The 20626-nt window shown below is 61.5% G+C and carries 20 protein-coding genes and 1 tRNA gene; 17 read left to right on the top strand and 4 right to left on the bottom strand.

The genetic code is table 11. From position 1 onward, the window contains the following. Window positions 1-37: 37 nt before the first annotated feature. The gene (locus tag R3X27_RS16410) at window positions 38-259 is read right to left on the bottom strand and encodes a DUF1127 domain-containing protein (protein WP_317709960.1); all 222 of its coding nucleotides are present in this window, start codon (window positions 257-259) and stop codon (window positions 38-40) included. A 228-nt stretch (window positions 260-487) separates the two neighbouring features. Between R3X27_RS16410 and R3X27_RS25670 the strand changes: the two genes are divergently transcribed. The 3 genes from R3X27_RS25670 to tspO are packed head-to-tail and all read left to right on the top strand — an operon-like array spanning window position 488 to window position 2760. Next, complete coding sequence (locus tag R3X27_RS25670; RefSeq protein WP_411572506.1) at window positions 488-1555, top strand: flavin monoamine oxidase family protein; 1068 nt, start codon at window positions 488-490, stop codon at window positions 1553-1555. Between the two features lie 35 nt (window positions 1556-1590). Continuing rightward, entirely contained in the window at window positions 1591-2238 is a 648-nt protein-coding gene (locus tag R3X27_RS16400) for a CIA30 family protein (RefSeq protein ID WP_317709958.1), read from the top strand. 24 nt (window positions 2239-2262) lie between these two features. Beyond that, window positions 2263-2760 carry a tryptophan-rich sensory protein TspO gene (gene tspO, locus R3X27_RS16395; RefSeq protein WP_317709957.1) on the top strand — a complete coding sequence of 166 codons (498 nt, stop codon included), beginning with the start codon at window positions 2263-2265 and terminating at the stop codon, window positions 2758-2760. A gap of 38 nt (window positions 2761-2798) precedes the next feature. Here tspO and R3X27_RS16390 read toward each other — a convergent pair whose 3' ends face one another. Then, a complete protein-coding gene (locus R3X27_RS16390) occupies window positions 2799-3473 on the bottom strand; it encodes a hypothetical protein (protein WP_317709956.1) in 675 nt (224 codons plus the stop codon). Window positions 3474-3675: 202 nt separating this feature from the next. Here R3X27_RS16390 and R3X27_RS16385 point away from each other — a divergent pair, with 202 nt between their 5' ends. From R3X27_RS16385 to focA, 6 genes are all read left to right on the top strand, one after another. Then, window positions 3676-3918, top strand: a complete 243-nt coding sequence (locus R3X27_RS16385; RefSeq protein ID WP_317709955.1) for a hypothetical protein — start codon at window positions 3676-3678, stop codon at window positions 3916-3918. 131 nt (window positions 3919-4049) lie between these two features. Further along, window positions 4050-4217 carry a hypothetical protein gene (locus R3X27_RS16380; RefSeq protein ID WP_317709954.1) on the top strand — a complete coding sequence of 56 codons (168 nt, stop codon included), beginning with the start codon at window positions 4050-4052 and terminating at the stop codon, window positions 4215-4217. A gap of 174 nt (window positions 4218-4391) precedes the next feature. Continuing rightward, a tRNA-Gly gene (locus R3X27_RS16375) sits at window positions 4392-4465 on the top strand. A gap of 685 nt (window positions 4466-5150) precedes the next feature. Beyond that, window positions 5151-7406: a formate C-acetyltransferase gene (gene pflB, locus R3X27_RS16370; RefSeq protein ID WP_411572505.1), complete on the top strand. Its 2256-nt coding sequence runs from the start codon at window positions 5151-5153 to the stop codon at window positions 7404-7406. 57 nt (window positions 7407-7463) lie between these two features. Then, window positions 7464-8243 carry a pyruvate formate-lyase-activating protein gene (gene pflA, locus R3X27_RS16365; protein WP_317709952.1) on the top strand — a complete coding sequence of 260 codons (780 nt, stop codon included), beginning with the start codon at window positions 7464-7466 and terminating at the stop codon, window positions 8241-8243. 56 nt (window positions 8244-8299) lie between these two features. Next, window positions 8300-9160, top strand: coding sequence for a formate transporter FocA (focA, locus tag R3X27_RS16360; protein ID WP_317709951.1), 861 nt, complete (start codon window positions 8300-8302; stop codon window positions 9158-9160). 79 nt (window positions 9161-9239) lie between these two features. On the opposite strand, the gene R3X27_RS16355 is transcribed toward focA, so the two are convergent. Next, window positions 9240-9401 (bottom strand): hypothetical protein, encoded by a 162-nt coding sequence (locus R3X27_RS16355; RefSeq protein ID WP_317709950.1) that lies wholly within the window; start codon window positions 9399-9401, stop codon window positions 9240-9242. A gap of 150 nt (window positions 9402-9551) precedes the next feature. On the opposite strand from R3X27_RS16355, the gene R3X27_RS16350 reads away from it, so the two are divergent. Next, the gene (locus tag R3X27_RS16350) at window positions 9552-11117 is read left to right on the top strand and encodes a 2-isopropylmalate synthase (RefSeq protein WP_317709949.1); all 1566 of its coding nucleotides are present in this window, start codon (window positions 9552-9554) and stop codon (window positions 11115-11117) included. Between the two features lie 71 nt (window positions 11118-11188). Here R3X27_RS16350 and R3X27_RS16345 read toward each other — a convergent pair whose 3' ends face one another. Beyond that, window positions 11189-12631, bottom strand: a complete 1443-nt coding sequence (locus tag R3X27_RS16345; RefSeq protein WP_317709948.1) for a mechanosensitive ion channel family protein — start codon at window positions 12629-12631, stop codon at window positions 11189-11191. Between the two features lie 242 nt (window positions 12632-12873). Between R3X27_RS16345 and R3X27_RS16340 the strand changes: the two genes are divergently transcribed. From R3X27_RS16340 to R3X27_RS16310, 7 genes are all read left to right on the top strand, one after another. Then, a complete protein-coding gene (locus R3X27_RS16340) occupies window positions 12874-13911 on the top strand; it encodes a rod shape-determining protein (RefSeq protein WP_317709947.1) in 1038 nt (345 codons plus the stop codon). 43 nt (window positions 13912-13954) lie between these two features. Beyond that, window positions 13955-14887, top strand: a complete 933-nt coding sequence (gene mreC / locus R3X27_RS16335) for a rod shape-determining protein MreC (RefSeq protein WP_317709946.1) — start codon at window positions 13955-13957, stop codon at window positions 14885-14887. Next, the gene (locus R3X27_RS16330) at window positions 14880-15419 is read left to right on the top strand and encodes a rod shape-determining protein MreD (RefSeq protein ID WP_317709945.1); all 540 of its coding nucleotides are present in this window, start codon (window positions 14880-14882) and stop codon (window positions 15417-15419) included. The genes mreC and R3X27_RS16330 overlap by 8 nt, the downstream gene beginning before the upstream one ends. After that, window positions 15416-17335 carry a penicillin-binding protein 2 gene (gene mrdA, locus R3X27_RS16325; RefSeq protein WP_317709944.1) on the top strand — a complete coding sequence of 640 codons (1920 nt, stop codon included), beginning with the start codon at window positions 15416-15418 and terminating at the stop codon, window positions 17333-17335. Before R3X27_RS16330 ends, mrdA begins: the two co-directional genes overlap by 4 nt. Before the next feature lie 12 nt (window positions 17336-17347). Then, window positions 17348-18496, top strand: a complete 1149-nt coding sequence (gene rodA / locus R3X27_RS16320; protein ID WP_317709943.1) for a rod shape-determining protein RodA — start codon at window positions 17348-17350, stop codon at window positions 18494-18496. Further along, complete coding sequence (locus R3X27_RS16315; protein WP_317709942.1) at window positions 18493-19428, top strand: glyoxylate/hydroxypyruvate reductase A; 936 nt, start codon at window positions 18493-18495, stop codon at window positions 19426-19428. The genes rodA and R3X27_RS16315 overlap by 4 nt, the downstream gene beginning before the upstream one ends. A gap of 86 nt (window positions 19429-19514) precedes the next feature. Further along, complete coding sequence (locus R3X27_RS16310) at window positions 19515-20612, top strand: class I SAM-dependent methyltransferase (protein WP_317709941.1); 1098 nt, start codon at window positions 19515-19517, stop codon at window positions 20610-20612. Window positions 20613-20626: the final 14 nt, after the last annotated feature.

Genomic DNA, 20626 nt, shown 5'->3' with positions numbered 1-20626 from the left:
CCCTGGGAGGAGGGTGGGTCTCGGAGGGAAGTGTTTGTCAATGCACGCGGAGAGCCGCCTCATGTGCCACATCACGGATGCTCAAACCGCTGAGGTTGATATCGGCCAGTTCGCGCTCGGACATCATCGACAGTTCGTCATAGGTTTGGCGGTAGGCGCGTGCGCGCTCGACCCGAAGCTTGAAGCTTTCGATCAGGTTGCTGAACCAGCTTGTGTTGACGGTGATCTCGACGCGGGGGGTGGCGGAAGCATAGGCCATTTTCAGTATCCTCAGTTTGTCCGGAGCCCTCTCCGGATCAGCGGTTCAAAGCGCTTCGGGTCGTGATGTTAGCGCTCTCGTTGGTCATTAATTTAGGGTCAAAACGGTTTTGAACAACTGGGAGAAACTTCAGACCCGATATGCATTTCCTGCAGGGTGCTTTGCCGGTAGCCTGCGAAAGGCGTCCGGTTCCCGGCGTTGACCTTACCTGAAAGCGGGATAGAGCAAGTGACGGAATGTGTTGTCGTCGGGGCTGGTATCGCGGGGCTGACCGCCGCCTTGTGTCTGCAACGCGCCGGAAAGCAGGTCTTGATCCTCGAAGGATCGCGGCGGACCGGTGGACGGGTTCGCTCGGTTTCGGAGCCGGGCTCCGAGAGCGTCCGTTTCGACACCGGGCCAACATGGGTCTGGCCGAGATGGCAACCACATGTTCAGCGATGGATGAATGACCTCTCTGTCCGGTCGTTCCCGCAATTTGAACTTGGCGAGGCCGTGCTGGATGGATTCGGATCTCAAGTGATCACGCAGCCGCTTCCCTCTCAGGACGGGATAACCCGATTGGTTGGTGGGCCGGGCTCGATCGCCGAAGCGCTCGAGGAAAGACTTGATCCCGGCACGGTCAGGCTTGGCGCCGAGGTCACCGCGATCGATGTCGATGGAGCGTCCTTGCGCCTTCTCATGCGCGACGGAACAACCACCACCTGTTCGGCGACAATTCTTGCGGCACCATTGCGGATCGTCGGAGAGCGGATCGGGATCGGCGCGCTTGATCCAGACATGTCCGGGATAATGCGACGGATACCGACATGGATGGGGCAGCAGGCGAAAGCGGTGATCCTCTACGACCAGCCGTTCTGGCGGGATCAGGGGCTGTCCGGACGGGTGGCCAGCCGGGTCGGTCCGCTTGTCGAGATTCATGATCATTCGCCGGAAGGTGCCGAGATGGGGGCCTTGTTCGGGTTCGTCGGGTGGCCTGCCGAGGATCGACGACGAGATGCCGAGGGATTGCGCGCAGCCATACTGGAGCAACTGGTGCGCTGTTTTGGTCTGGATGCTGCACAGCCACGAGACCTGATCTTGCAGGATTGGGCGAGAGAACCACTCATTTGCAGCGAGATCGATAGGGCGACGCCACCCGAGCATCCGGTTGTTGGCCCAGACGTGCTCCGAGACTGCCATCTCGACAATCGCTTGTGGTTCGCGGGTTCCGAGACGTCCAATATCAGCCCGGGACTGATTGAAGGTGCCCTCGTCGCGGGGGAAACAACGGCACGACGCGTCCTGAGCACCCTTTAGGACGTGGTGAGGCGTCCGAATATGGAGTGTCTGACGTGAGCGTCTTGTGGATCCGCCAGGTCCGCGTGAAGGCCAATGTGCCATTTTTTTCGACCGGGCTATGTTATCCTTTGGAATGGAGAAGAAGGTCTTGGTCTATGATCAGAAGCACGGTTCTGGCGGCGATTCTGGTGGTCTCCGCGACTGCAGGATTGGGTGACAGCGCAATGACCCCAAAGATGAAACCGGCCACCAAACTCACATGGAGCTATGTTGCGGACACTGTCATGGGGGGCGTCTCCAAGGGGCAATCCGATCTCGGCAGCGAAAATGGCCGGGACTTCATTCGCTTGACGGGAGAGGTCAGCACTGAAAATCGAGGTGGGTTCATTCAAGTCCGGACCATGATCGAGTCCCTCGGACAGGAGGATCAGGGGCTGGTCCTGAAGGTGCGCGGCAATGGCGAGCGCTATTTCATTCACCTTCGAACCCGCGCCACCCGCTTTCCGTGGCAGTATTACCAGGCAGTGTTCGAGACAGAGCCGGTCTGGCGCGAGGTTTCGTTGCCCTGGTCGGCCTTCAAACCATCGGGGAAATTGCTCCCGAAACGTGTGTCGCCTGAGACAGTCCGTTCGATTGGCCTCGTTGCCTTCGGCAGGGATCATAGTGCGGATGTTTCACTGGCCGAAATTGGCGTTTATTGAGCCGTCCCGATGCCCAGGCATTGGATGCCGCTGACTGAAGAGTGGGAATTCATGACGTTCATTCTGTTTCTTGTCTTTCTGGCAACATGCGTCGCGGCAGGATCGACGGGGGCGCTTTTCGCACCGGGCACCTGGTATCGCGATCTGAGGAAACCGGCGTGGACGCCGCCGGGTTGGGTGTTCTCTGTCGCCTGGACCTCTCTTTACCTCTTGATGTCCTGGGCGGCCGCGCGCGTTGCCGTCGTCGAAGGAAGCGGGCTCGCATTGGCGCTATGGGCGCTCCAGATTGCGCTCAACACCCTTTGGACGCCCGTCTTCTTTGGCCTGCACCAAATGCGCACCGGATTGGTTGTTATCAGTCTGCTTTGGGTTTCGGCGGCAGCAGCGATGCTGGCATTCTTTCAGGTCGACACTTTGGCCGGTGCGTTGCTGATTCCATATGTCGGCTGGGTATCAATCGCCCTTTGCCTCAACGTCTCGATCCTGCGGTTGAACCCGGAGCAGGGTGCCGATCCGAATTGATCGCTGCCTTTTGATGCTCGATTGGCGCTTGTGGGCGATCAGACCGGCGGTCTCTTCGCGGAACCAACGGTAGATCTCGACCGTTTGACGACCCATCCGACGCCACTCAATGCCGTCAGAATCGCAAGAGCAATGCCGCCGTAGAGCACGTAGAATTCCGCTCGCGCCGGCCATTCCATGTTGTTGAGGAATGGATAGGGCAGGCCAGATGTCACGCTTCCAACAGGTGTGTCGTTCAAAGGCTGGACGAACATCTCTGCCCAGAGCACGTAAATCGGCACCATGAGAAGCAGAACCGCCGCCCCACGCCAGATCCGTCGAAAGACCTGTCCGATGAACACCGCATCGATCAATTGCAAGGCGGGTCCAAGCCCGTGCAGGTAGTATTCCTGATGCCAGATGATCGGTCCGTTTCCATTCACCAGATCAGGGTTGATCAGAAACAGCTTCCAATAGAGGTAGACGACCATGATGTTGAACACGGATGCCGTCATCGCCGGAACTTCATAGGGATGATCCGATTTCCCCAGGCTGATCGACAGCATCCTCCAGGCGGAATATGCAGAAAGCACCAAAGCCCAGATCGTGAGAAATCTCAAAGGGCCGCCGGGGTTTGACCAGTCACCGGTCCCGAACTGGTACGCGACATAGCCAATCGCGAGCAGGAACGTGATCCACCGGTAAGTGATGACTGGTACGGAAACGCGGGACATGGCTTCTCCGATTGAACTCCCCATCCCGAAACATGTGGACCGGGACCAGAGCGTTATGGCGCAATCCGAGCTTTGCACTCAAGGGAGAGTTTCGTCCCGCGATTGCGTGACTCAAACTGGCGGGCTGTCCGACCCACATGCGAAGAGTTCCTGCTGCCACATAGATCGATGTCGATCAGATGTGAGAAAACACGAGATGCAGATGAAGTTGGAAATCTCCTGGCACGACGGGCATAGCCGCCCGCATTATGACGAACTGATCGAGCGCGAAATCGCCTCCTTCCCGGATCTGAAGCGTCCGGCAGACCTGATGATGCATTTCATCGATATCGGCTGCGGTCTGTGGATTCATCTTTATGGCGGGATGGACGCGCACAGGATCCACGTTGAGTTTACCGGCATTGGCCCTGCGCATTCAGAGACGACAGACGACCTCGCGGCGTGAATGGCGGGTGGGGTGTCGCAGTGACAATCCACAGTCAGTCGCTTCGTGATGGTCGTCGAAGGTCGGCGTGACAATGGAATGTGGGTCGCCCTTTGCGCGAACGGGGTCTTGGCTGAAGTCTTCTGACGTCAATGCTGTTTCGTGGTGCGCCCGCCGGGCTGCACAGCTTCGACAGCACCCACGACACGTCCCAGTCTGCCAACACGCATCGCACACGCGCCGAAGCGGGATCGAGCAACATCGGCGCCGCTCGCTGGTGGGACAGCTTCTCTCCTGCCAGCGTCACGGACGACGGCTGACCGAAGGTCGTCTTTTCCGCCATCGGTCTCGCGGCGACCGTTGGTGTCTGGCCATCTGTCCTGAGCTTGGAGCTATGTTCTGGCAGAAAAGGTTTCTTCTCGGTGTTCCTGAAACGACGCCGGAGATCTGACTTGACGCCGGAAAACCCATGAAATATTGACCGGGAACACTGCGCGGGCGTTGTGTAGTGGTAAGACCTTAGCCTTCCAAGCTAATGACGCGGGTTCGATTCCCGCCGCCCGCTCCAGATTTCCACTTCCGACAGTATGCCTGCTCGCCGAGCGCCAATGACGCCTTGGCGTATTGAATCTGGATGGAATGACCGGACTCGAGCCCTGCCTTTCAGGTCGGTTATGTGGACGCGCGCGCAACCACCCGAACCAGACAACAGCGCAGGGAAGCATTGACACGGCAATTCGCGGGAAGCTGATACTCCGACGACGGGCCCTGCTGAACAATCCTGACATCTCGTTGCTGCAAGCGTGGCGCCCAGCTGCATGGAATCACTCTCGCGCGCGCCACGAAAAATGACGCGGTGCGGCGTTAGCGCCCCCGGTGTGTGCGGGTCAGGATATTTCGTCCTTAGGGGGGCATGGTAACGCAATCTGTCCTTGCGTAACTATTGCATATATTTGGGTCTCTTTTAGACCGAAAATTTCGCGAAAGATTCTATGCAGGCAGTGCATTGCCGCCTCAACTCTTCTGGCATCATATTGAAAACAATATATAAAAAAAATCGACCGCAGATGGACGGCAATTGAAAGGGAAATACACCTGCCCCTATCTTTAGAACGAAGCGGTAAAGTACCGTAGGGTAAGAACACGGATCAGCTCGCGCGGCACTGGCGGTGGAGGCGGTCCGAAGGTTCAGGATCAAGGTTTGAATGCAAGCCGCGGGCAGGGCCCGTGCAGAATTTCGTCAGGAGACGACAATGAATGCCATGAACAAAGACAATCTCGCTGATCCCTGGGAAGGCTTCTCCGAAGGCGGTTGGCGCGAAGCGGTCAATGTCCGCGACTTCATTCAGGAAAACTATACACCCTATGAGGGGGATGACAGCTTCCTCGCTGGCCCCACCGAACGCACCACTGCGCTCTGGAATGAACTGGGCGTACTCCTGAAGAAAGAGCGTGCCGCCGGTGTTCTCGACGTCTCCGCGGATCGCCCCTCCTCCATCACCGCCCATGATGCCGGCTACATAAACAAGGAAGCCGAAATCATCGTTGGCCTGCAGACGGATGCGCCGCTCAAGCGCGCCATTATGCCGAATGGCGGTCTGCGCATGGTCGAGAACGGCCTCAAGGCCTATGGGTTCGAGCCTGACGAGACCGTCCACGAAGTCTGGACCAAGTATCGCAAGTCCCACAATCAGGGCGTGTTCGACGTCTACTCCCCGGACATCATCGCCTGCCGCAAGTCCGGCGTGATCACCGGCCTTCCGGACGCCTATGGCCGTGGCCGCATCATCGGCGACTATCGCCGCGTCGCCCTCTACGGCATCGACTTTCTCAAGGAAGACAAGCTGCGTGAGCACCGCGAACTCGACGACGCCGTGTTCAACGAAGACACGATCCGCGACCGCGAAGAGTTGTCCGAGCAGTATCGCGCCCTCGAAGAACTGCGCGAGATGGGCCTGAAATACGGTATTGACATGTCGAAACCGGCCGGCACCGCCCGCGAAGCGATCCAGTTCACCTATCTCGCCTATCTTGCTGCGGTGAAGGAACAGAACGGCGCGGCGATGTCCATCGGCCGGATCTCCTCCTTCCTCGACGTCTATATCGAGCGCGACTTCGCCCGTGGCAAGCTGACCGAGGAAGCCGCACAGGAGATGATCGACGACATGGTCATCAAGCTCCGGATCGTCCGCTTCCTGCGCACGCCGGATTACGATGAGCTGTTCTCGGGCGACCCGACCTGGGTCACCGAAGCCATTGGCGGCATGTCCAAGGACGGTCGAACGCTGGTCACCAAGACCTCGCTGCGCGTGTTGCACACGCTTTACAACCTCGGCCCCGCGCCGGAGCCGAACCTGACTGTGCTCTGGTCTTCCAAGCTGCCGCGCGGCTTCAAGGATTTCTGCGCCAAGGTCTCGAAGGACACCTCCGCGATCCAGTACGAGAACGATGACCTGATGCGCACCAAGTGGGGCGACGATTACGGCATCGCCTGCTGCGTCTCGGCCATGGCCATCGGCAAGCAGATGCAGTTCTTCGGCGCCCGTGCCAACCTCGCCAAGGCGCTGCTCTACGCGATCAATGGCGGTGTGGACGAGAAGTCCGGCCAGCTGGTTGCCCACGGCCTGGAGCCGATCAAGGGCGATGTGCTGGACTATGACGAGGTTGTCGCCAAGTTCGAGATAGCCATGGACTGGCTCGCCAAGACCTATGTCAAGGCGCTGAACTGCATCCACTACATGCATGATCGCTACGCCTATGAGCGCATCGAGATGGCGCTGCATGACCGCGAGATCCTGCGCACCATGGCCTGCGGCATCGCCGGCCTCTCCATCGCCGCGGACAGTCTCTCGGCCATCAAGCACTCGACCGTGAAGGTCATCCGCAACGAGGCCGGCCTCGCCGTCGATTACGAGATCGCGGACGACTACCCGATGTTCGGCAACAATGACGACAAGGTGGATGACATCGCCGTCTGGCTCACCGAAGCCTTCATGAAGAAGGTCGAAGGCCAGCCGCATTTCTACCGCAACTCGATGCCGACCCAATCGGTGCTGACGATCACCTCCAACGTGGTCTACGGCAAGAAGACCGGCGCGACCCCCGACGGCCGCGAGGCCGGCGAAGCCTTCGCCCCGGGCGCCAACCCGATGAACGGTCGCGACAAGAACGGCTTTGTCGCTGCCGGTGCGTCGGTCGCCAAGCTGCCCTACGAGTTCGCCAAGGACGGCATCTCCTGGACCGCTTCGGCCACCCCGGACTCGATGGGCCACACCGAGAAGGAGCAGGTGCGCAACCTTGCCAACTGCCTGGACGGCTACACCAATGCCGGCGGCTTCCATGTGAACGTCAACATGCTCAGCCGTGATACGCTGATCCATGCGATGGACCACCCGGAAGAATACCCGCAGCTCACAGTGCGCGTCTCCGGCTACGCGGTGAACTTCGTCAAGCTGACCCGCGAACAACAACTCGACGTGATCGGCCGGACCTTCCACAACGCGATGTAACCCAGACGGTGAGGGGCGCTCTCCGGCGCCCCTTCCAACCCTGCCGGAGAAGACATCATGACCGCCCTGGTCCCAGACGACGCCTTTGACGCCATCCATGATGCAGATTGCCACGGCTTTCTGCATTCCGTTGAATCGGGGGCGGCGGTGGACGGGCCGGGCATGCGCTTTGTCTTCTTCATGGCAGGCTGTCAGTTTCGCTGCCTCTATTGCCACAACCCCGACACCTGGAAGCTCCATAACGGTACAAGGGTCGAGGTGAAGGACATGCTCCGGCAGGTCCGCAAATATTCCTCTTTCCTGAAATTCGCCGGCGGCGTGACCTTCTCTGGCGGCGAGCCGCTGATGCAGGCCGAGTTCGTCGGCGCCACGGCGGCGGCGATCAAGAAACGCTGGGGCCTGCATATCGCGCTGGACACGCAGGGTTTCCTGCATGGCAAGGTCACGGATGCCTGGTTCGACCCGATCGACCTCGTGATGCTGGACATCAAGCATATCGACCCGGACCGCTATCTCGCCCTCACCGCCCAGCCGCTCCAACCCACGCTCGATTTCGCCGACCGGCTCGTCCGCCTCGGCAAGCCGATGCGCATCCGCTACGTGTTGGTGCCCGGCTGGTCGGATGCGCCCGACGACGTGGCGAAGATGGCCGACAAGGTTGCCAGCTATGGCGATATTGTCGAGCTGGTCGAGGTCCTGCCTTTCCACCAGATGGGCACCTCGAAATGGGACAAGCTGGGGCTCGACTACAAGCTTCGCGACACACCCACGCCCAGCAACGAAGACACCGAGGCCGCGCGGGAAATCTTCCGCGCCCGGGGCCTCGAAACCACCTGACACGCGGGCCAAAGAGGCGCCAAAGCCCGGCCGCATCAAAGGGAAAACTCACGGACATGCAGCAACACTCTTTCGACGCGCTTCTGCCGCCGGAGATGGCCAAGAAAGCCGAGGATCTCGGGGTGGCAAAGGCCACCAAACGCCCGCGCAACGCCTTCGCGCTGGCGGTTTCGGCCGGCTTCTTCATCGGCATCGCCTTCATCTTCTACACCGTGGTCACGACCGGAAACCCGAATATGGGCTGGGGCGCGAGCAAGATGCTTGGCGGTCTCGCCTTCTCGCTCGGCCTGATGCTGGTCGTGGTCTGCGGTGGCGAGCTCTTCACCTCGACCGTGCTGACCGTGGTCGCCAAGGCGAGCGGCAAGATCAGCTGGGCGCAGCTCTCCAAGAACTGGGGGCTGGTTTATGTGGGCAATTTCGTCGGCTGCATCTGCCTCGTTGCGATCATGCAGGTGGCGAAGCATTACGAATTCGCCGATGGCCAGCTCGGCTTGAACTACATGAAGATCGCGCAGCACAAGCTGCACCATGATTTCGCCCAGGCCGTGGCACTTGGCCTGATGTGCAACGTGATGGTCTGTCTCGGAGTCTGGATGACCTTTTCGGCCCATAGCGTGACTGACAAGCTGCTCGCCGTGACCATGCCGGTCGCGATGTTCGTTGCCGCCGGTTTCGAGCACTGCGTCGCCAACATGTTCCAGATCCCGATGGCGATCATGACCAAGACATTTGCCGGCCCCGAGTTCTGGGAGGCCACGGGCACGACGGCGGCCGCCTTCGCGGACCTGACCTGGTCCAACTTCTTCCTTGCCAATCTCCTCCCGGTGACCATTGGCAATATCATCGGCGGCGGACTCTTCGTCGGCCTGCTCTATTGGTTCATCTATCTGCGCCCGAGCGAGGAGCAACGGTCCTGATATGTGCGAGGCCGCCTAACACAGCGGCTTCGCCTTGATTCCGTGCAAAACGCGTTTCGCTCCAACCTCCCCTGGCGGTTCAAAACAGACCAATGCGGATGTCGCGTTTCTCGCGCGACATGTTGGCGTCGCGATGCCGAAAACCGCGATGCAGCAGCTTCCCTGAGCCAATTTCCCAGATTTCAACCTTTTCTTTCCGTTCTTCCTGCGTATAGTCGCCCACATGACGACTGACCGGCATATCCTTTCCGCACCCGCCTCCGCGCGGGCGCTGCCGCTTGCCGGTCTTCTCCTTCTCCTTAGCCGCCTCTGAGCGTGCCGGTTCGGCGCGTCCGCTCAGAGGAACAGGCTACCGCGCCCCAGGATTGAAGGACTTCCAAGGAACAAGCACATGACCAAACCCCAAGACCGCGTTGTCATCTTTGACACGACCCTGCGCGACGGCGAGCAAAGCCCCGGCGCCACCATGACCCATGATGAGAAGCTGGAGATCGCCGAGATGCTCGACGCGATGGGCGTCGACATCATCGAGGCCGGCTTCCCGATTGCCTCGGAGGGCGACTTCGAAGCCGTGCGCGACATCGCCGAGGCGTCGAAACACTCGGTGATCTGCGGTCTGGCCCGCGCCAATTTCAAGGATATAGACCGCTGCTGGGAGGCCGTGCGCCATTCCGAGCGCCCGCGCATCCACACCTTCATCGGCACCTCGGAGCTGCACCGCGCCATTCCGAACCTGACCATGGACGAGATGGCCGACAAGATCCACGAGACGGTCACCCATGCGCGCAACCTGTGCGACAATATCCAGTGGTCGCCGATGGACGCCACGCGGACCGAGCATGACTATCTCTGCCGTGTGGTCGAGATCGCCATCAAGGCGGGCGCGACCACGATCAACATCCCCGATACGGTCGGCTACACCGCTCCGCGCGAGAGTGCGGACCTGATCCGGATGCTGCTGGAACGCGTCCCCGGCGCCGATACGATCACCTTCGCCACCCATTGCCATAACGACCTCGGCATGGCGACCGCCAACGCGCTGGCCGCTGTCGAGGCCGGTGCCCGTCAGATTGAATGCACGATCAACGGGCTGGGCGAGCGGGCGGGCAACACCGCGCTGGAAGAGGTGGTCATGGCGCTGAAGGTGCGCAATGACATCATGCCCTTCACGACCGGGATCGACAGCACCAAGATCATGAACATCTCCCGCCGCGTGGCCGATGTCTCGGGCTTCCAGGTGCAGTTCAACAAGGCGGTGGTCGGCAAGAACGCCTTTGCGCATGAGAGCGGCATCCACCAGGACGGCATGCTCAAGAATCCGCAGAATTTCGAGATCATGCGTCCCGAAGATGTGGGGCTCTCGGCCACCAACCTGGTCATGGGCAAGCATTCGGGGCGCGCCGCGCTGCGCGCCAAGCTGCATGACCTGGGCTATGATCTGGGCGACAACCAGTTGAAGGACGTGTTCGTCCGCTTCAAGGAACTCGCCGACCGCAAGAAGGAAGTCTATGACGACGACCTGATCGCGCTGATGCGCGATTCCGGCACCGAGGCGGACGAGAAGCTGCAGGTGAAATTCCTGCGGGTTATCTGCGGCACGCAAGCGCCGCAATCGGCTGACCTGGTGCTGACGGTGGATGGCATCGACCACATGGTCTCCGCCGCTGGCGATGGCCCCGTCGATGCGACATTCAACGCCGTGAAGCAGATCTTCCCTCATAATGCGCATCTGAAGCTCTACCAGGTCCATGCCGTGACCCGCGGCACCGATGCGCAGGCCACCGTGACCGTGCGTCTGGAAGAGGAGGGGCGGATCGTCTCTGGCCAATCGGCGGATACCGACACGGTCGTGGCGTCGGCCAAGGCTTATGTCGCGGCGCTGAACCGGCTGATCGTGCGGCGACAGAAGACCGGCACCGATGAGAAAGAGATCGACTATCGCGACGCGGTCCATTGATCGCTCGCTATGCTTGGTCCAGACCCGGTCCGCATCTGCCGATGCGGGCCGGGTTTTCTTTTGACGCGAAGTTAGTCGCGATCTCCGTCGCCGCCGTTCTCCACGCTGTCACCGCTGGCGATATCGGGTGACGCCGTCGTACCGGTCTCGCTGGGCACTGCCTGCGTCGGGATCGGCAGCGCTTGGGCGACCTTGATATGCATGTCCGCCTGCGGGAAGGGAATCGAGATGCCATGGGCGTCGAAGGCTTCCTTGACCGAGCGATTCAGGTCCCAGAGCACCGCCCAGTAATCCTCGCTGAGGGTCCAGGGGCGGACGATGAAATTGACCGAACTGTCGGCCAGTGCCCCGACCCGAATCACCGGGGCGGGATCGCTCAGCACCTTCTCATGCGCCGCCACGACCTCCTCGAGCACCCGCTGCGCCTCTTCGATCGAATCGTCGTAGCCAATGCCGAAGACCAGGTCCACGCGCCGGATCTCGGAGGCGGTGGTGTTGGTGATGACATCGCCCCAAACCTTGGAGTTGGGGATGATGATGACCTGGTTGTCCGGCGTCTTGACCTTGGTCGAGACCACGGAGACAGCGGACACCGTGCCCGAAGTGCCGCCGGCGGTGATGTAATCGCCCTCGTCGAAGGGGCGGTTGAACATGATCATCAGGCCGGCCGCGAGATTGCCCAGCGTGTCCTGCATGGCGAAGGCGATGATGAAGGAAGCACCGCCGACCACCGCGAAGAGTGGCGTTATATCCACGCCGAGCGCCGACAGGACGACCATCAGGCCGATGGCGATGGTGAGCCAGTAGACAACGAGGGTCAGGAAGGCCTGAAGGAGTTTCGACAGGTCCGGGACACGGGCGAAGAGGCGGCGCGCATAGCCACGGACGATGCGTGCGACCACGATCAGCACGAAGAAGGCGAAGATGATAACGATCACATTCTTGGCGATGCCGAGGCCACCATCCGTGGAAATCGTCCAGTTCATTGCCATCTGCAGCAGTGTTCGGAAATCGGCCTGTTGCTTTTCGTCGACCGAGATCGCGTTCATATAGGCATGGAAGGTGGCGGCCACGGCCTCATCACCACCCTTTTTCGTGAAATTGTCGACGACGGCACTGAAACGTGCAAAGCCTTCGCCGCGCGCTTCGGTCAAGGCGACGATCTCGTTGGTCTCTTCCTCTGTCGGCGAGCTGCCATCGGCGCGGGCCTCGATTGTCTTGTCCACGCCCGCTTGGGTCTGGTCTTGAACGATGCCCTGCCAGATCTCCGCCAGCGTGGTCAATTCGTCGAGGGTCAGCGGCAGCAAGCGGAGCTTGAAGTCCTCCAGCGGCACGGTCACATCGGTGAGCTCTGCTGGCAGTTCGGGAGCGGGTTGCTCTGTGGTTGCTGCTTCCTCGGGGGCGGCCGTCTGTTCGGCGGGGGCAGCGCTGTCCTGCGCAACAGCGAGAACTGGCGCTACGACGAGCGCAAGCGACAGCAAAAAGCTGGACAGGAGGTCTCGAAGGCAAATCATGGTCTAGGTCCGGTATGATTTCAAAACAGGGTCGCTGGAGAAGACATTACTGTCTCGCTCTGGCCGGCACAAAGAAGTAATCCTGCGCCAAAGGCCAATCCAGCCGACCGGCGAAGGAACGCCTATGGCGCGGCCATTGACCCTTTCACATGCGCGATTGCACGACTATAAGTCCGGCGTCCCGCGACGGTGGAGTCGCCGGGGCTCGTTATCCTATTGGCAATACAAGAGCAGGACAAAGTATGGCGCTGTTTGGTGGGTTGTTCTCTTCAGACATGGCAATCGACCTCGGGACGGCGAACACGCTTGTCTACGTGAAGGGCAAGGGAATCATCCTGAACGAACCTTCCGTCGTGGCCTATCACAACAAGAATGGTCGCAAGGAAGTTCTTGCTGTCGGTGAGGACGCCAAGATGATGTTGGGCCGGACGCCCGGTTCCATCGAGGCCATCCGGCCGATGCGCGAGGGTGTGATCGCCGATTTCGACACTGCGGAAGAGATGATCAAGCATTTCATCCGCAAAGTTCACAGGCGCACGACCTTCACCAAGCCGAAGATCATCGTCTGTGTGCCGCATGGCGCCACGCCCGTCGAGAAGCGCGCCATCCGGCAGTCGGTTCTGTCGGCGGGTGCCCGCCGCGCTGGCCTGATCGCCGAGCCCATTGCCGCAGCCATCGGCGCCGGGATGCCAATCACCGACCCGACCGGGTCCATGGTCGTCGATATCGGTGGTGGCACGACCGAGGTCGCCGTGCTCAGCCTCGGCGATATTGTCTATGCCCGGTCTGTTCGCATCGGTGGCGACCGGATGGATGACGCCATCGTCTCCTATCTGCGCCGCCAGCAGAATATCCTCATCGGCGACAGCACGGCCGAACGCATCAAGACCTCGATCGGCACTGCCCGCATGCCCGATGACGGGCGCGGCGCCTCGATGCAAATTCGTGGCCGCGACCTGCTCAACGGTGTCCCCAAGGAGACCGAGATCAATCAGGCACAGGTGGCCGAGGCCCTTTCCGAGCCCGTTCAGGCGATCTGCGAGGCGGTCATGACCGCACTTGAGACCACGCCGCCGGATCTCGCAGCCGATATTGTCGACCGGGGCGTCATGCTTACGGGCGGCGGTGCGCTGTTGGGCGAGTTGGACCTTGCGCTGCGTGAGCAGACCGGGCTTGCCATCTCGGTCGCCGATGAGAGCCTAAACTGCGTGGCCCTCGGCACCGGCAAGGCGCTGGAGTATGAAAAGCAGCTCCGGCATGCGATAGATTACGACAGCTAACTCCCGGCCCCATCGGCCGGCCGTCTGACGGGAGCGCGGCCGCTTGGCACAGAACCGCAACCATTCGGATATCGATTATGTCCGCCCCGTTCGCCGGATTTTCGTCGGTGGGCTGGTGCTGTTCTGCCTCGCGATCTTCCTGATCTGGCGGATTGATTCCCCGCGGGTTGAACGTTTCCGAGCCAATCTCGTTGACACGGTTGTACCCAGCTTTGAGTGGGCCTCGGTTCCGCTGGCGCATTTCGCCGGCATGCTCGAGGATTTCCAATCCTACCAGCGGATCTACCAGCAGAACCAGGACCTGCGCCGCGAGTTGCAACAGATGAAGGCGTGGAAAGAAGCGGCTGTGCAGCTCGAGCAGCAGAACGCCAAGCTTCTGGCGCTCAATAGTGTCCGGCTTGACCCCAAGCTGACCTCCGTCTCCGGCGTGGTTGTGGCCGATTCCGGCTCACCCTTCCGCCAATCGGTTCTGCTCAATGTCGGGGAGCATGACGGGGTCAAGGATGGCTGGGCGACGATGGACGGGCTGGGGCTGGTCGGGAGAATCGCCGGCGTGGGCAAGACCACCTCCCGCGTGCTCCTCCTGACCGATGCAGCCAGCCGCATGCCGGTAACGATCCTGCCCTCCGGTCAACGCGCGATTCTCGCGGGTGACAACACCGCCGCGCCGGCCCTCGACTTCATCGAGGACCTGGATGCGATCAAGCCGGGTGACCGTGTGGTCAGTTCCGGGGATGGCGGCGTCTTTCCTTCCGGCATGCTTGTCGGGCAACTTGCGCTCGGGCCGGACGGACGCTTCCGCGTCTGGCTGGCTGCCGATTACGAGCGGCTGGAATTCCTCCGCGTGCTGCGCAGCCATAAAGGCGAGGTGATCACCGATCCAGGTGGGCTGGTTGTGCCGCCACAACCGACGCCCGAACCGGTCCCCGACGAAACAGCCGAAGCCAGCGAGGCGCCGGAGCCGGGAAATGATTGATCCGATCACGGCCCGCACCTGGGGCTACCGGCTGCTCTTTTCTGCTCTGATCCTGCTTCTTGCCTTCTTCCAGATGCTTCCGCTGGGCGGGCAGGCCGGCGGGTTGCCGGGCGCGGATCTTACCGTCGCGCTGACATTCGCCTGGGTCCTGCGGCGCCCGTCCTACGTGCCCGTGCCGCTGCTCGCCGTGCTTTTTCTCTTTCTCGACCTGCTTCTGCAACGCCCGCCGGGGCTCGGGGCGGCGCTGATGATCGGTGCCACGGAGATGCTGCGCTCGCGTCGGGACATGTCACGCGCCATGCCTTTCCCCTTCGAATGGGCGCTGGTGAGTGCGGTGATGGCCGGGATGGTGGCGCTGGAACAGATCGCACTCGGCATCGTTGTGGTTGACAGGCCACCGCTGGGGCTTGCGTTGCTGCGATCACTTTTCACGGCGGCGGCCTATCCTTTCGTGGTCGTCCTGTCGCATTATGGCTTCGGAGTGCGCGCCGCCGCACCGAATGAAGCCGATGCATTGGGGAGACGCCTGTGAGACGTCCGCCGAAAGATACCGAGGAGAGCGCCCGCCGGATCACCCGGCGCGGGCTGCTGCTGGGCAGCTCGATGCTGGCCTTCATGGGCGTGCTCGGGGCGCGGATGCGCTACATGCAGGTCGACCAGGCCGAGGAGTTCCGGCTGCTGGCCGAGGAGAACCGGATCAATATCCGCCTGATTGCCCCGGCCCGCGGGCTGATCTTCGACCGCAACGGCCAGCCGATCGCCGAGAATGTCCAGAATTACCGCATTGTCATCGTCCGCGAAGATGCCGGCGATCTGGACGAGACCTTCGCCAAGCTGCGCGCGCTGGTGCCGCTCTCCGATGACGATGTCGAGCGCGCCCTGCGCGAGGTGCGGCGCCGCTCGCCCTTTGTGCCGGTCACCATCGCAGATCAGCTCTCCTGGGAGGATGTCTCGGAGGTCGCGGTCAATGCTCCGGCCCTTCCTGGCGTGACGCCGGAGGTCGGTCTGACGCGACATTACCCGCTGACGGGTGATTTCGCTCATGTTGTCGGCTATGTCGGCCCGGTCTCCGATTACGATCTCTCCAAGCTGGAAAACCCGGACCCACTGTTGCAGATCCCGAAATTCCAGATTGGCAAGGTCGGGCTGGAAGCCAAGCGCGAAGATCTTCTGCGTGGCTCGGCCGGTACCAAGCGGATCGAGGTCAATGCCGGCGGCCGCGTCATGCGCGAGCTGTCTCGGCTTGAGGGCCAGAAGGGCGCTGACATCCAGCTCACCGTCGACAATGGGCTGCAGAATTTCGTCAATGCACGGCTGGTCGGCGAGAGTGCGGCCGCCGTGGTGATGGACGTGACGACGGGCGATGTGCTTGCCATCGGCTCAGCGCCATCCTTCGATCCGAACCTCTTCGTGCGTGGCATTTCCGTGAAGGATTACCGTACGCTGACGGAGGACGATCACCGGCCGCTGGCCGACAAGTCGGTCCAGGGCACCTACCCGCCGGGCTCCACATTCAAGATGGTGACTGCGCTCGCAGCGCATGAAGCCGGGGTGGTGACAGCTGGCGAGACGATCTATTGCGGCGGCTACAAGCAACTCGGCACCCGACGCTTCCATTGCTGGAAGCGGGGCGGGCATGGATGGGTTGACCTTCATGACAGTTTGATGCGCTCCTGTGACGTCTATTATTACGAGTTGGCGGAGCGGGTCGGCATCGAGAGGATCTCGGCCATGGCCAAGAAACTCGGGATCGGGATCAAGCACGAGCTTCCGATGTCTGCCGTCGCTGGCGGGTTGGCCCCGACCAAGGCCTGGAAGGAAGCGCGCAAGCAGGAAAGCTGGATGGTGGGCGACAGTCTCAATGCGTCGATCGGGCAGGGCTATGTGTTGGCGTCGCCGCTACAGCTCTCGGTGATGGCGGCGCGGATTGCGACCGGGGAGGGGATCCGGCCACGGCTGGTCAAGTCCATCGATTCCGTCGAACAGCCGATCCTGAATGACGGCCCGCTCGGGATCTCGCCAACCACTCTGCGGCAGGTCCGCAAGGCGATGTATTCGGTGGTCAATTCCCGGCGCGGCACGGCCTATCGCTCACGGCTGCTGCCTGAGGAGATGGAGTTCGCCGGAAAGACCGGGACGAGCCAGGTCCGTTCCGTCGTGGTCAACAATGCGGATGTGCCCTGGGAGCAGCGCGACCACGCGCTCTTTGTCTGCTTCGCGCCGTACGACAAGCCCCGCATTGCGGTCTCGGTCGTGGTCGAGCATGGCGGCGGCGGGTCCAAGGCGGCGGCCCCGGTCGCCCGGGACATCGTGGCCCGCGCATTGCATGGTGAGCTGCCGCCCCTGGAGATCTACCCGACCGGCGAGCGCGACAAGGTTGCAAAGAAATTCGAGTCCATGCCGCTGCGCCGCGAAGACGGCGAGCCAAGCGGCCGTGATCGGGCCTAGAAAGCGCGCGCCATGTCATATCTCGAATATCGCGTCCAGACCGTCCCGACCGGCTTGTCCAAGGTGTTTCACCTCAATTGGGCGTTGATCCTGCTGTTAACGGCAGTCTCTGCCTTCGGCTTCCTGATGCTCTATTCCGTGGCCGGCGGCTCCATGACTCCATGGGCCGAGCCGCAGATGAAGCGCTTCGCCATGGGGATGGGGGTGATGTTTCTTGTCGCCATGGTGCCGGTCTATTTCTGGCGCAATATCGCGGCGCTGGCCTATCTGGTGTCGTTGCTGCTGCTCGTGGCGGTGGAATTCATCGGTGCAACCGGAATGGGGGCGCAGCGCTGGATCGATCTCGGTTTCATGCGGTTGCAACCTTCCGAGCTGACCAAGATCACGTTGGTGATGTTCCTCGCCGCCTATTACGACTGGCTCGATATCCGCAAGGTCAGCCATATCTTCTGGGTCATCCTGCCCGTTCTGATCATCTTGCTGCCGACCTTCCTCGTGCTGGGCCAGCCTGATCTCGGCACGGCGATCCTGCTGGTCGCCGGGGGCGGCATCGTGATGTTCGCAGCCGGCGTGCATTGGGCCTATTTCGGCGCGGTGATCGGCGGGGGCGTCGGCCTCGTTGCCGCTGTGCTGCAATCGCGCGGGACCCCGTGGCAGCTCCTGAAGGACTACCAGTATCGGCGGATCGACACTTTCCTCGATCCGGAATCCGACCCGCTCGGCGCCGGATATCACATCACACAGTCCAAGATCGCCCTTGGCTCCGGGGGCTGGACCGGGCGCGGCTTCATGCAGGGTACGCAGTCGCGGTTGAATTTCCTTCCCGAAAAACACACCGACTTCATCTTCACCACGCTGGCGGAGGAATTCGGCTTCATCGGCGCGGCCTCATTACTGACGCTCTACGGGCTCATCATCCTGTTCTGCCTCGCCTCGGCCTTTTCCAACAAGGACCGCTTCGCGTCGTTGCTGACCATCGGCATCGCCGCGACCTTCTTCCTCTTCTTCGCGGTCAACATGTCCATGGTGATGGGGCTGGCGCCGGTCGTGGGCGTGCCGCTGCCGTTGGTGAGCTATGGCGGCTCGGCCATGCTGGTGCTGCTGGCCGCTTTCGGTCTTGTCCAATCCGCTCATGTCCACCGTCCAAGGGGAACCGTATGAGTCTCAATATCCTCTTTGCCGCAAAGTCCGAGCGCTGGACCGAATATGAGCCGCACCTGCGGCACTGGATGGCCGAGGCCGGGCTGGAGGGGCGGCTGGCGCCGGATCTCGGGCCCGCTGAGGAAATCGACTATATTATCTATGCGCCCAATTCCGGCCTTCTGGATTTCACACCTTATACGCGGCTCAAGGCTGTGCTGAGCCTCTGGGCCGGGGTTGAGGACATCGTCGACAACGAGACGCTGCGGGTTCCGCTGACGCGAATGGTCGATAACGGGCTGACCGAAGGCATGGTGGAATGGGTGCTGGGGCAGGTGCTGCGGCATCATCTCGGGCTGGACCATATGCGTGCGCAACAGTCCGGGGCGTGGGTGCCCAGGGTTCCGCCGCTGGCCCGCAATCGGCCGGTGACGGTGTTGGGGCTTGGAGCGCTTGGGGCTGCATGCGCGCAGGCGTTGGCGGCGCTGAATTTCCCGGTGACCGGCTGGAGCCGCTCGCCGAAAACGGTTGAGGGGGTGACTTGCCTGTCCGGACCCGAAGGGTTGGAGCAGGCGCTGGCGCGCGCCAGCATTCTTGTGCTGCTGCTGCCTCTGACCCCGGGCACCGACACCCTGCTCAACGCCGCCCATCTCGACCAGGTGCCAAGGGGGGCGGTGCTGATCAACCCCGGCCGTGGTCAGCTTGTCGATGACGAGGCCTTGCTTGATGCATTGGAGAGCGGTCATATCGCCCATGCAACGCTCGACGTTTTCCGCACCGAGCCGCTGCCGCCGGAGCACCCCTTCTGGGCCCATCCCGCCGTCACAGTCAGCCCGCATGTCGCCTCCGAAACCCGGGCCGAGACGGCCTCGTGGGTGATCATCGAGAATATCCGGCGCGATGTGGCGGGGCTGCCTCTGAACCATGTGGTGGACCGGCAGCGCGGCTATTGACCGGCTCGGGTCTTTACGCATTGGCAGGCAACGCCTAGTCTGGCCTCCATATTTTCACGTTTATTCTTGAAAACAAGGAGTTGCGCATGCAGGGTGAAGCCTCGACGTTGCAGGACATGAAGGGCGAGGTTCAGGGCATCGTGGGGGCGATCTCCGTCCAGGCCAACCTGATTGCGGAAGAGTTGCTGCACCCCCGAAAGATTGACAAGGCGCGTGTCTTTGCGGCGCAAAATGCCATCACGCATCACGTCAACCTTCTGCGTCCCTGTCTGCAGGAGTTCGACAAGGCCTTGCATGCCTTTGCCCAACCGATCGAGGCAGCGGGTGGGACACGCCGTATCGCGCCTCCGGACTGGCTTGCGTTCAGCGCCAAACTCGGTCTGATTCGAAACGCGGCGAATGAATGGAGCAGCATCCGTCAACTCATTTCCGAACAGCTGCCGCCGCGAAGGCTTCCGCTGGAGCCTGTCTCCCGGCGAGTTCCGCCCAATGTGACAGCCGCGGCGGAGGCGGGTGACCGCGCCTTTGACCGACTGCGCCGGATGGTGAACCCGCATGCCCAGACGGAGAGCGCCAAGCAGCAGGGTTCCTTTCCCGATATCGCGCTGCCGCAATCCGATTTTCTCGCCCTTGCGCTCGCGGCCTGGCGTCTTCTGAAGGCGCAAGGACGGGCCGAGAAATCCCGATTTATCGATGTCGGTTGCGGCAGCGGAGTGAAAGTGGTTTCCGCGCTGGAATTTTTCACTCAGGCCTTCGGGCTGGAGATTGATCCGGCTTATGCGGGCGCGGCCCGGGGCCTGTTCGAGACTGTCAGCGAAGGTATGGCGGAGCTTATCGAGGGCAATGCGCTCGACTTCGCCTCCTACGACCACTTCGACGTGATCTATTTTTACCGGCCGATCTCGAATGACGAGAAACTCCAGCAATTGGAGGAAAAAATAGCGAGTACCGCTCGTCCGGGAACAATCCTGATTGCGCCCTATCGTCAGTTTTCGTCCCGTGCCGAGGCCCTCGGATGTGCCCCGATCACCCCGCGCATCTATCTTGCGCAAACCGGTCCACGCAAGGCGGCGTCGCTGCGCCGGGACGCGGAGTTCGTCGGCATCAATACCGCCCCGACCCCTCGCGCCCTTCGGTCTATCTGGGATCCGATCGTGTCCGCCTCTCGCCGACGCGGGTTCTGATCCGGAACGGCACA

This window comes from Tropicimonas sp. TH_r6, from assembly GCF_033101155.1.
In the GTDB taxonomy this organism is placed as follows: Bacteria; Pseudomonadota; Alphaproteobacteria; order Rhodobacterales; family Rhodobacteraceae; genus Tropicimonas.
This window is presented reverse-complemented; position numbering and strand designations above follow the sequence as displayed.

Bases quoted from the DNA above. Each gene is read 5' to 3' on its own strand.
- R3X27_RS16410 (WP_317709960.1), bottom strand. From the start codon at position 259: ATGGCCTATGCTTCCGCCACCCCCCGCGTCGAGATCACCGTCAACACA.
- tspO (WP_317709957.1), top strand. From the start codon at position 2,263: ATGCCGCTGACTGAAGAGTGGGAATTCATGACGTTCATTCTGTTTCTT.
- R3X27_RS16390 (WP_317709956.1), bottom strand. From the start codon at position 3,473: ATGTCCCGCGTTTCCGTACCAGTCATCACTTACCGGTGGATCACGTTC.
- R3X27_RS16385 (WP_317709955.1), top strand. From the start codon at position 3,676: ATGAAGTTGGAAATCTCCTGGCACGACGGGCATAGCCGCCCGCATTAT.
- R3X27_RS16380 (WP_317709954.1), top strand. From the start codon at position 4,050: ATGCTGTTTCGTGGTGCGCCCGCCGGGCTGCACAGCTTCGACAGCACC.
- pflB (WP_411572505.1), top strand. From the start codon at position 5,151: ATGAATGCCATGAACAAAGACAATCTCGCTGATCCCTGGGAAGGCTTC.
- pflA (WP_317709952.1), top strand. From the start codon at position 7,464: ATGACCGCCCTGGTCCCAGACGACGCCTTTGACGCCATCCATGATGCA.
- focA (WP_317709951.1), top strand. From the start codon at position 8,300: ATGCAGCAACACTCTTTCGACGCGCTTCTGCCGCCGGAGATGGCCAAG.
- R3X27_RS16355 (WP_317709950.1), bottom strand. From the start codon at position 9,401: ATGCCGGTCAGTCGTCATGTGGGCGACTATACGCAGGAAGAACGGAAA.
- R3X27_RS16350 (WP_317709949.1), top strand. From the start codon at position 9,552: ATGACCAAACCCCAAGACCGCGTTGTCATCTTTGACACGACCCTGCGC.
- R3X27_RS16345 (WP_317709948.1), bottom strand. From the start codon at position 12,631: ATGATTTGCCTTCGAGACCTCCTGTCCAGCTTTTTGCTGTCGCTTGCG.
- R3X27_RS16340 (WP_317709947.1), top strand. From the start codon at position 12,874: ATGGCGCTGTTTGGTGGGTTGTTCTCTTCAGACATGGCAATCGACCTC.
- R3X27_RS16330 (WP_317709945.1), top strand. From the start codon at position 14,880: ATGATTGATCCGATCACGGCCCGCACCTGGGGCTACCGGCTGCTCTTT.
- rodA (WP_317709943.1), top strand. From the start codon at position 17,348: ATGTCATATCTCGAATATCGCGTCCAGACCGTCCCGACCGGCTTGTCC.
- R3X27_RS16315 (WP_317709942.1), top strand. From the start codon at position 18,493: ATGAGTCTCAATATCCTCTTTGCCGCAAAGTCCGAGCGCTGGACCGAA.
- R3X27_RS16310 (WP_317709941.1), top strand. From the start codon at position 19,515: ATGCAGGGTGAAGCCTCGACGTTGCAGGACATGAAGGGCGAGGTTCAG.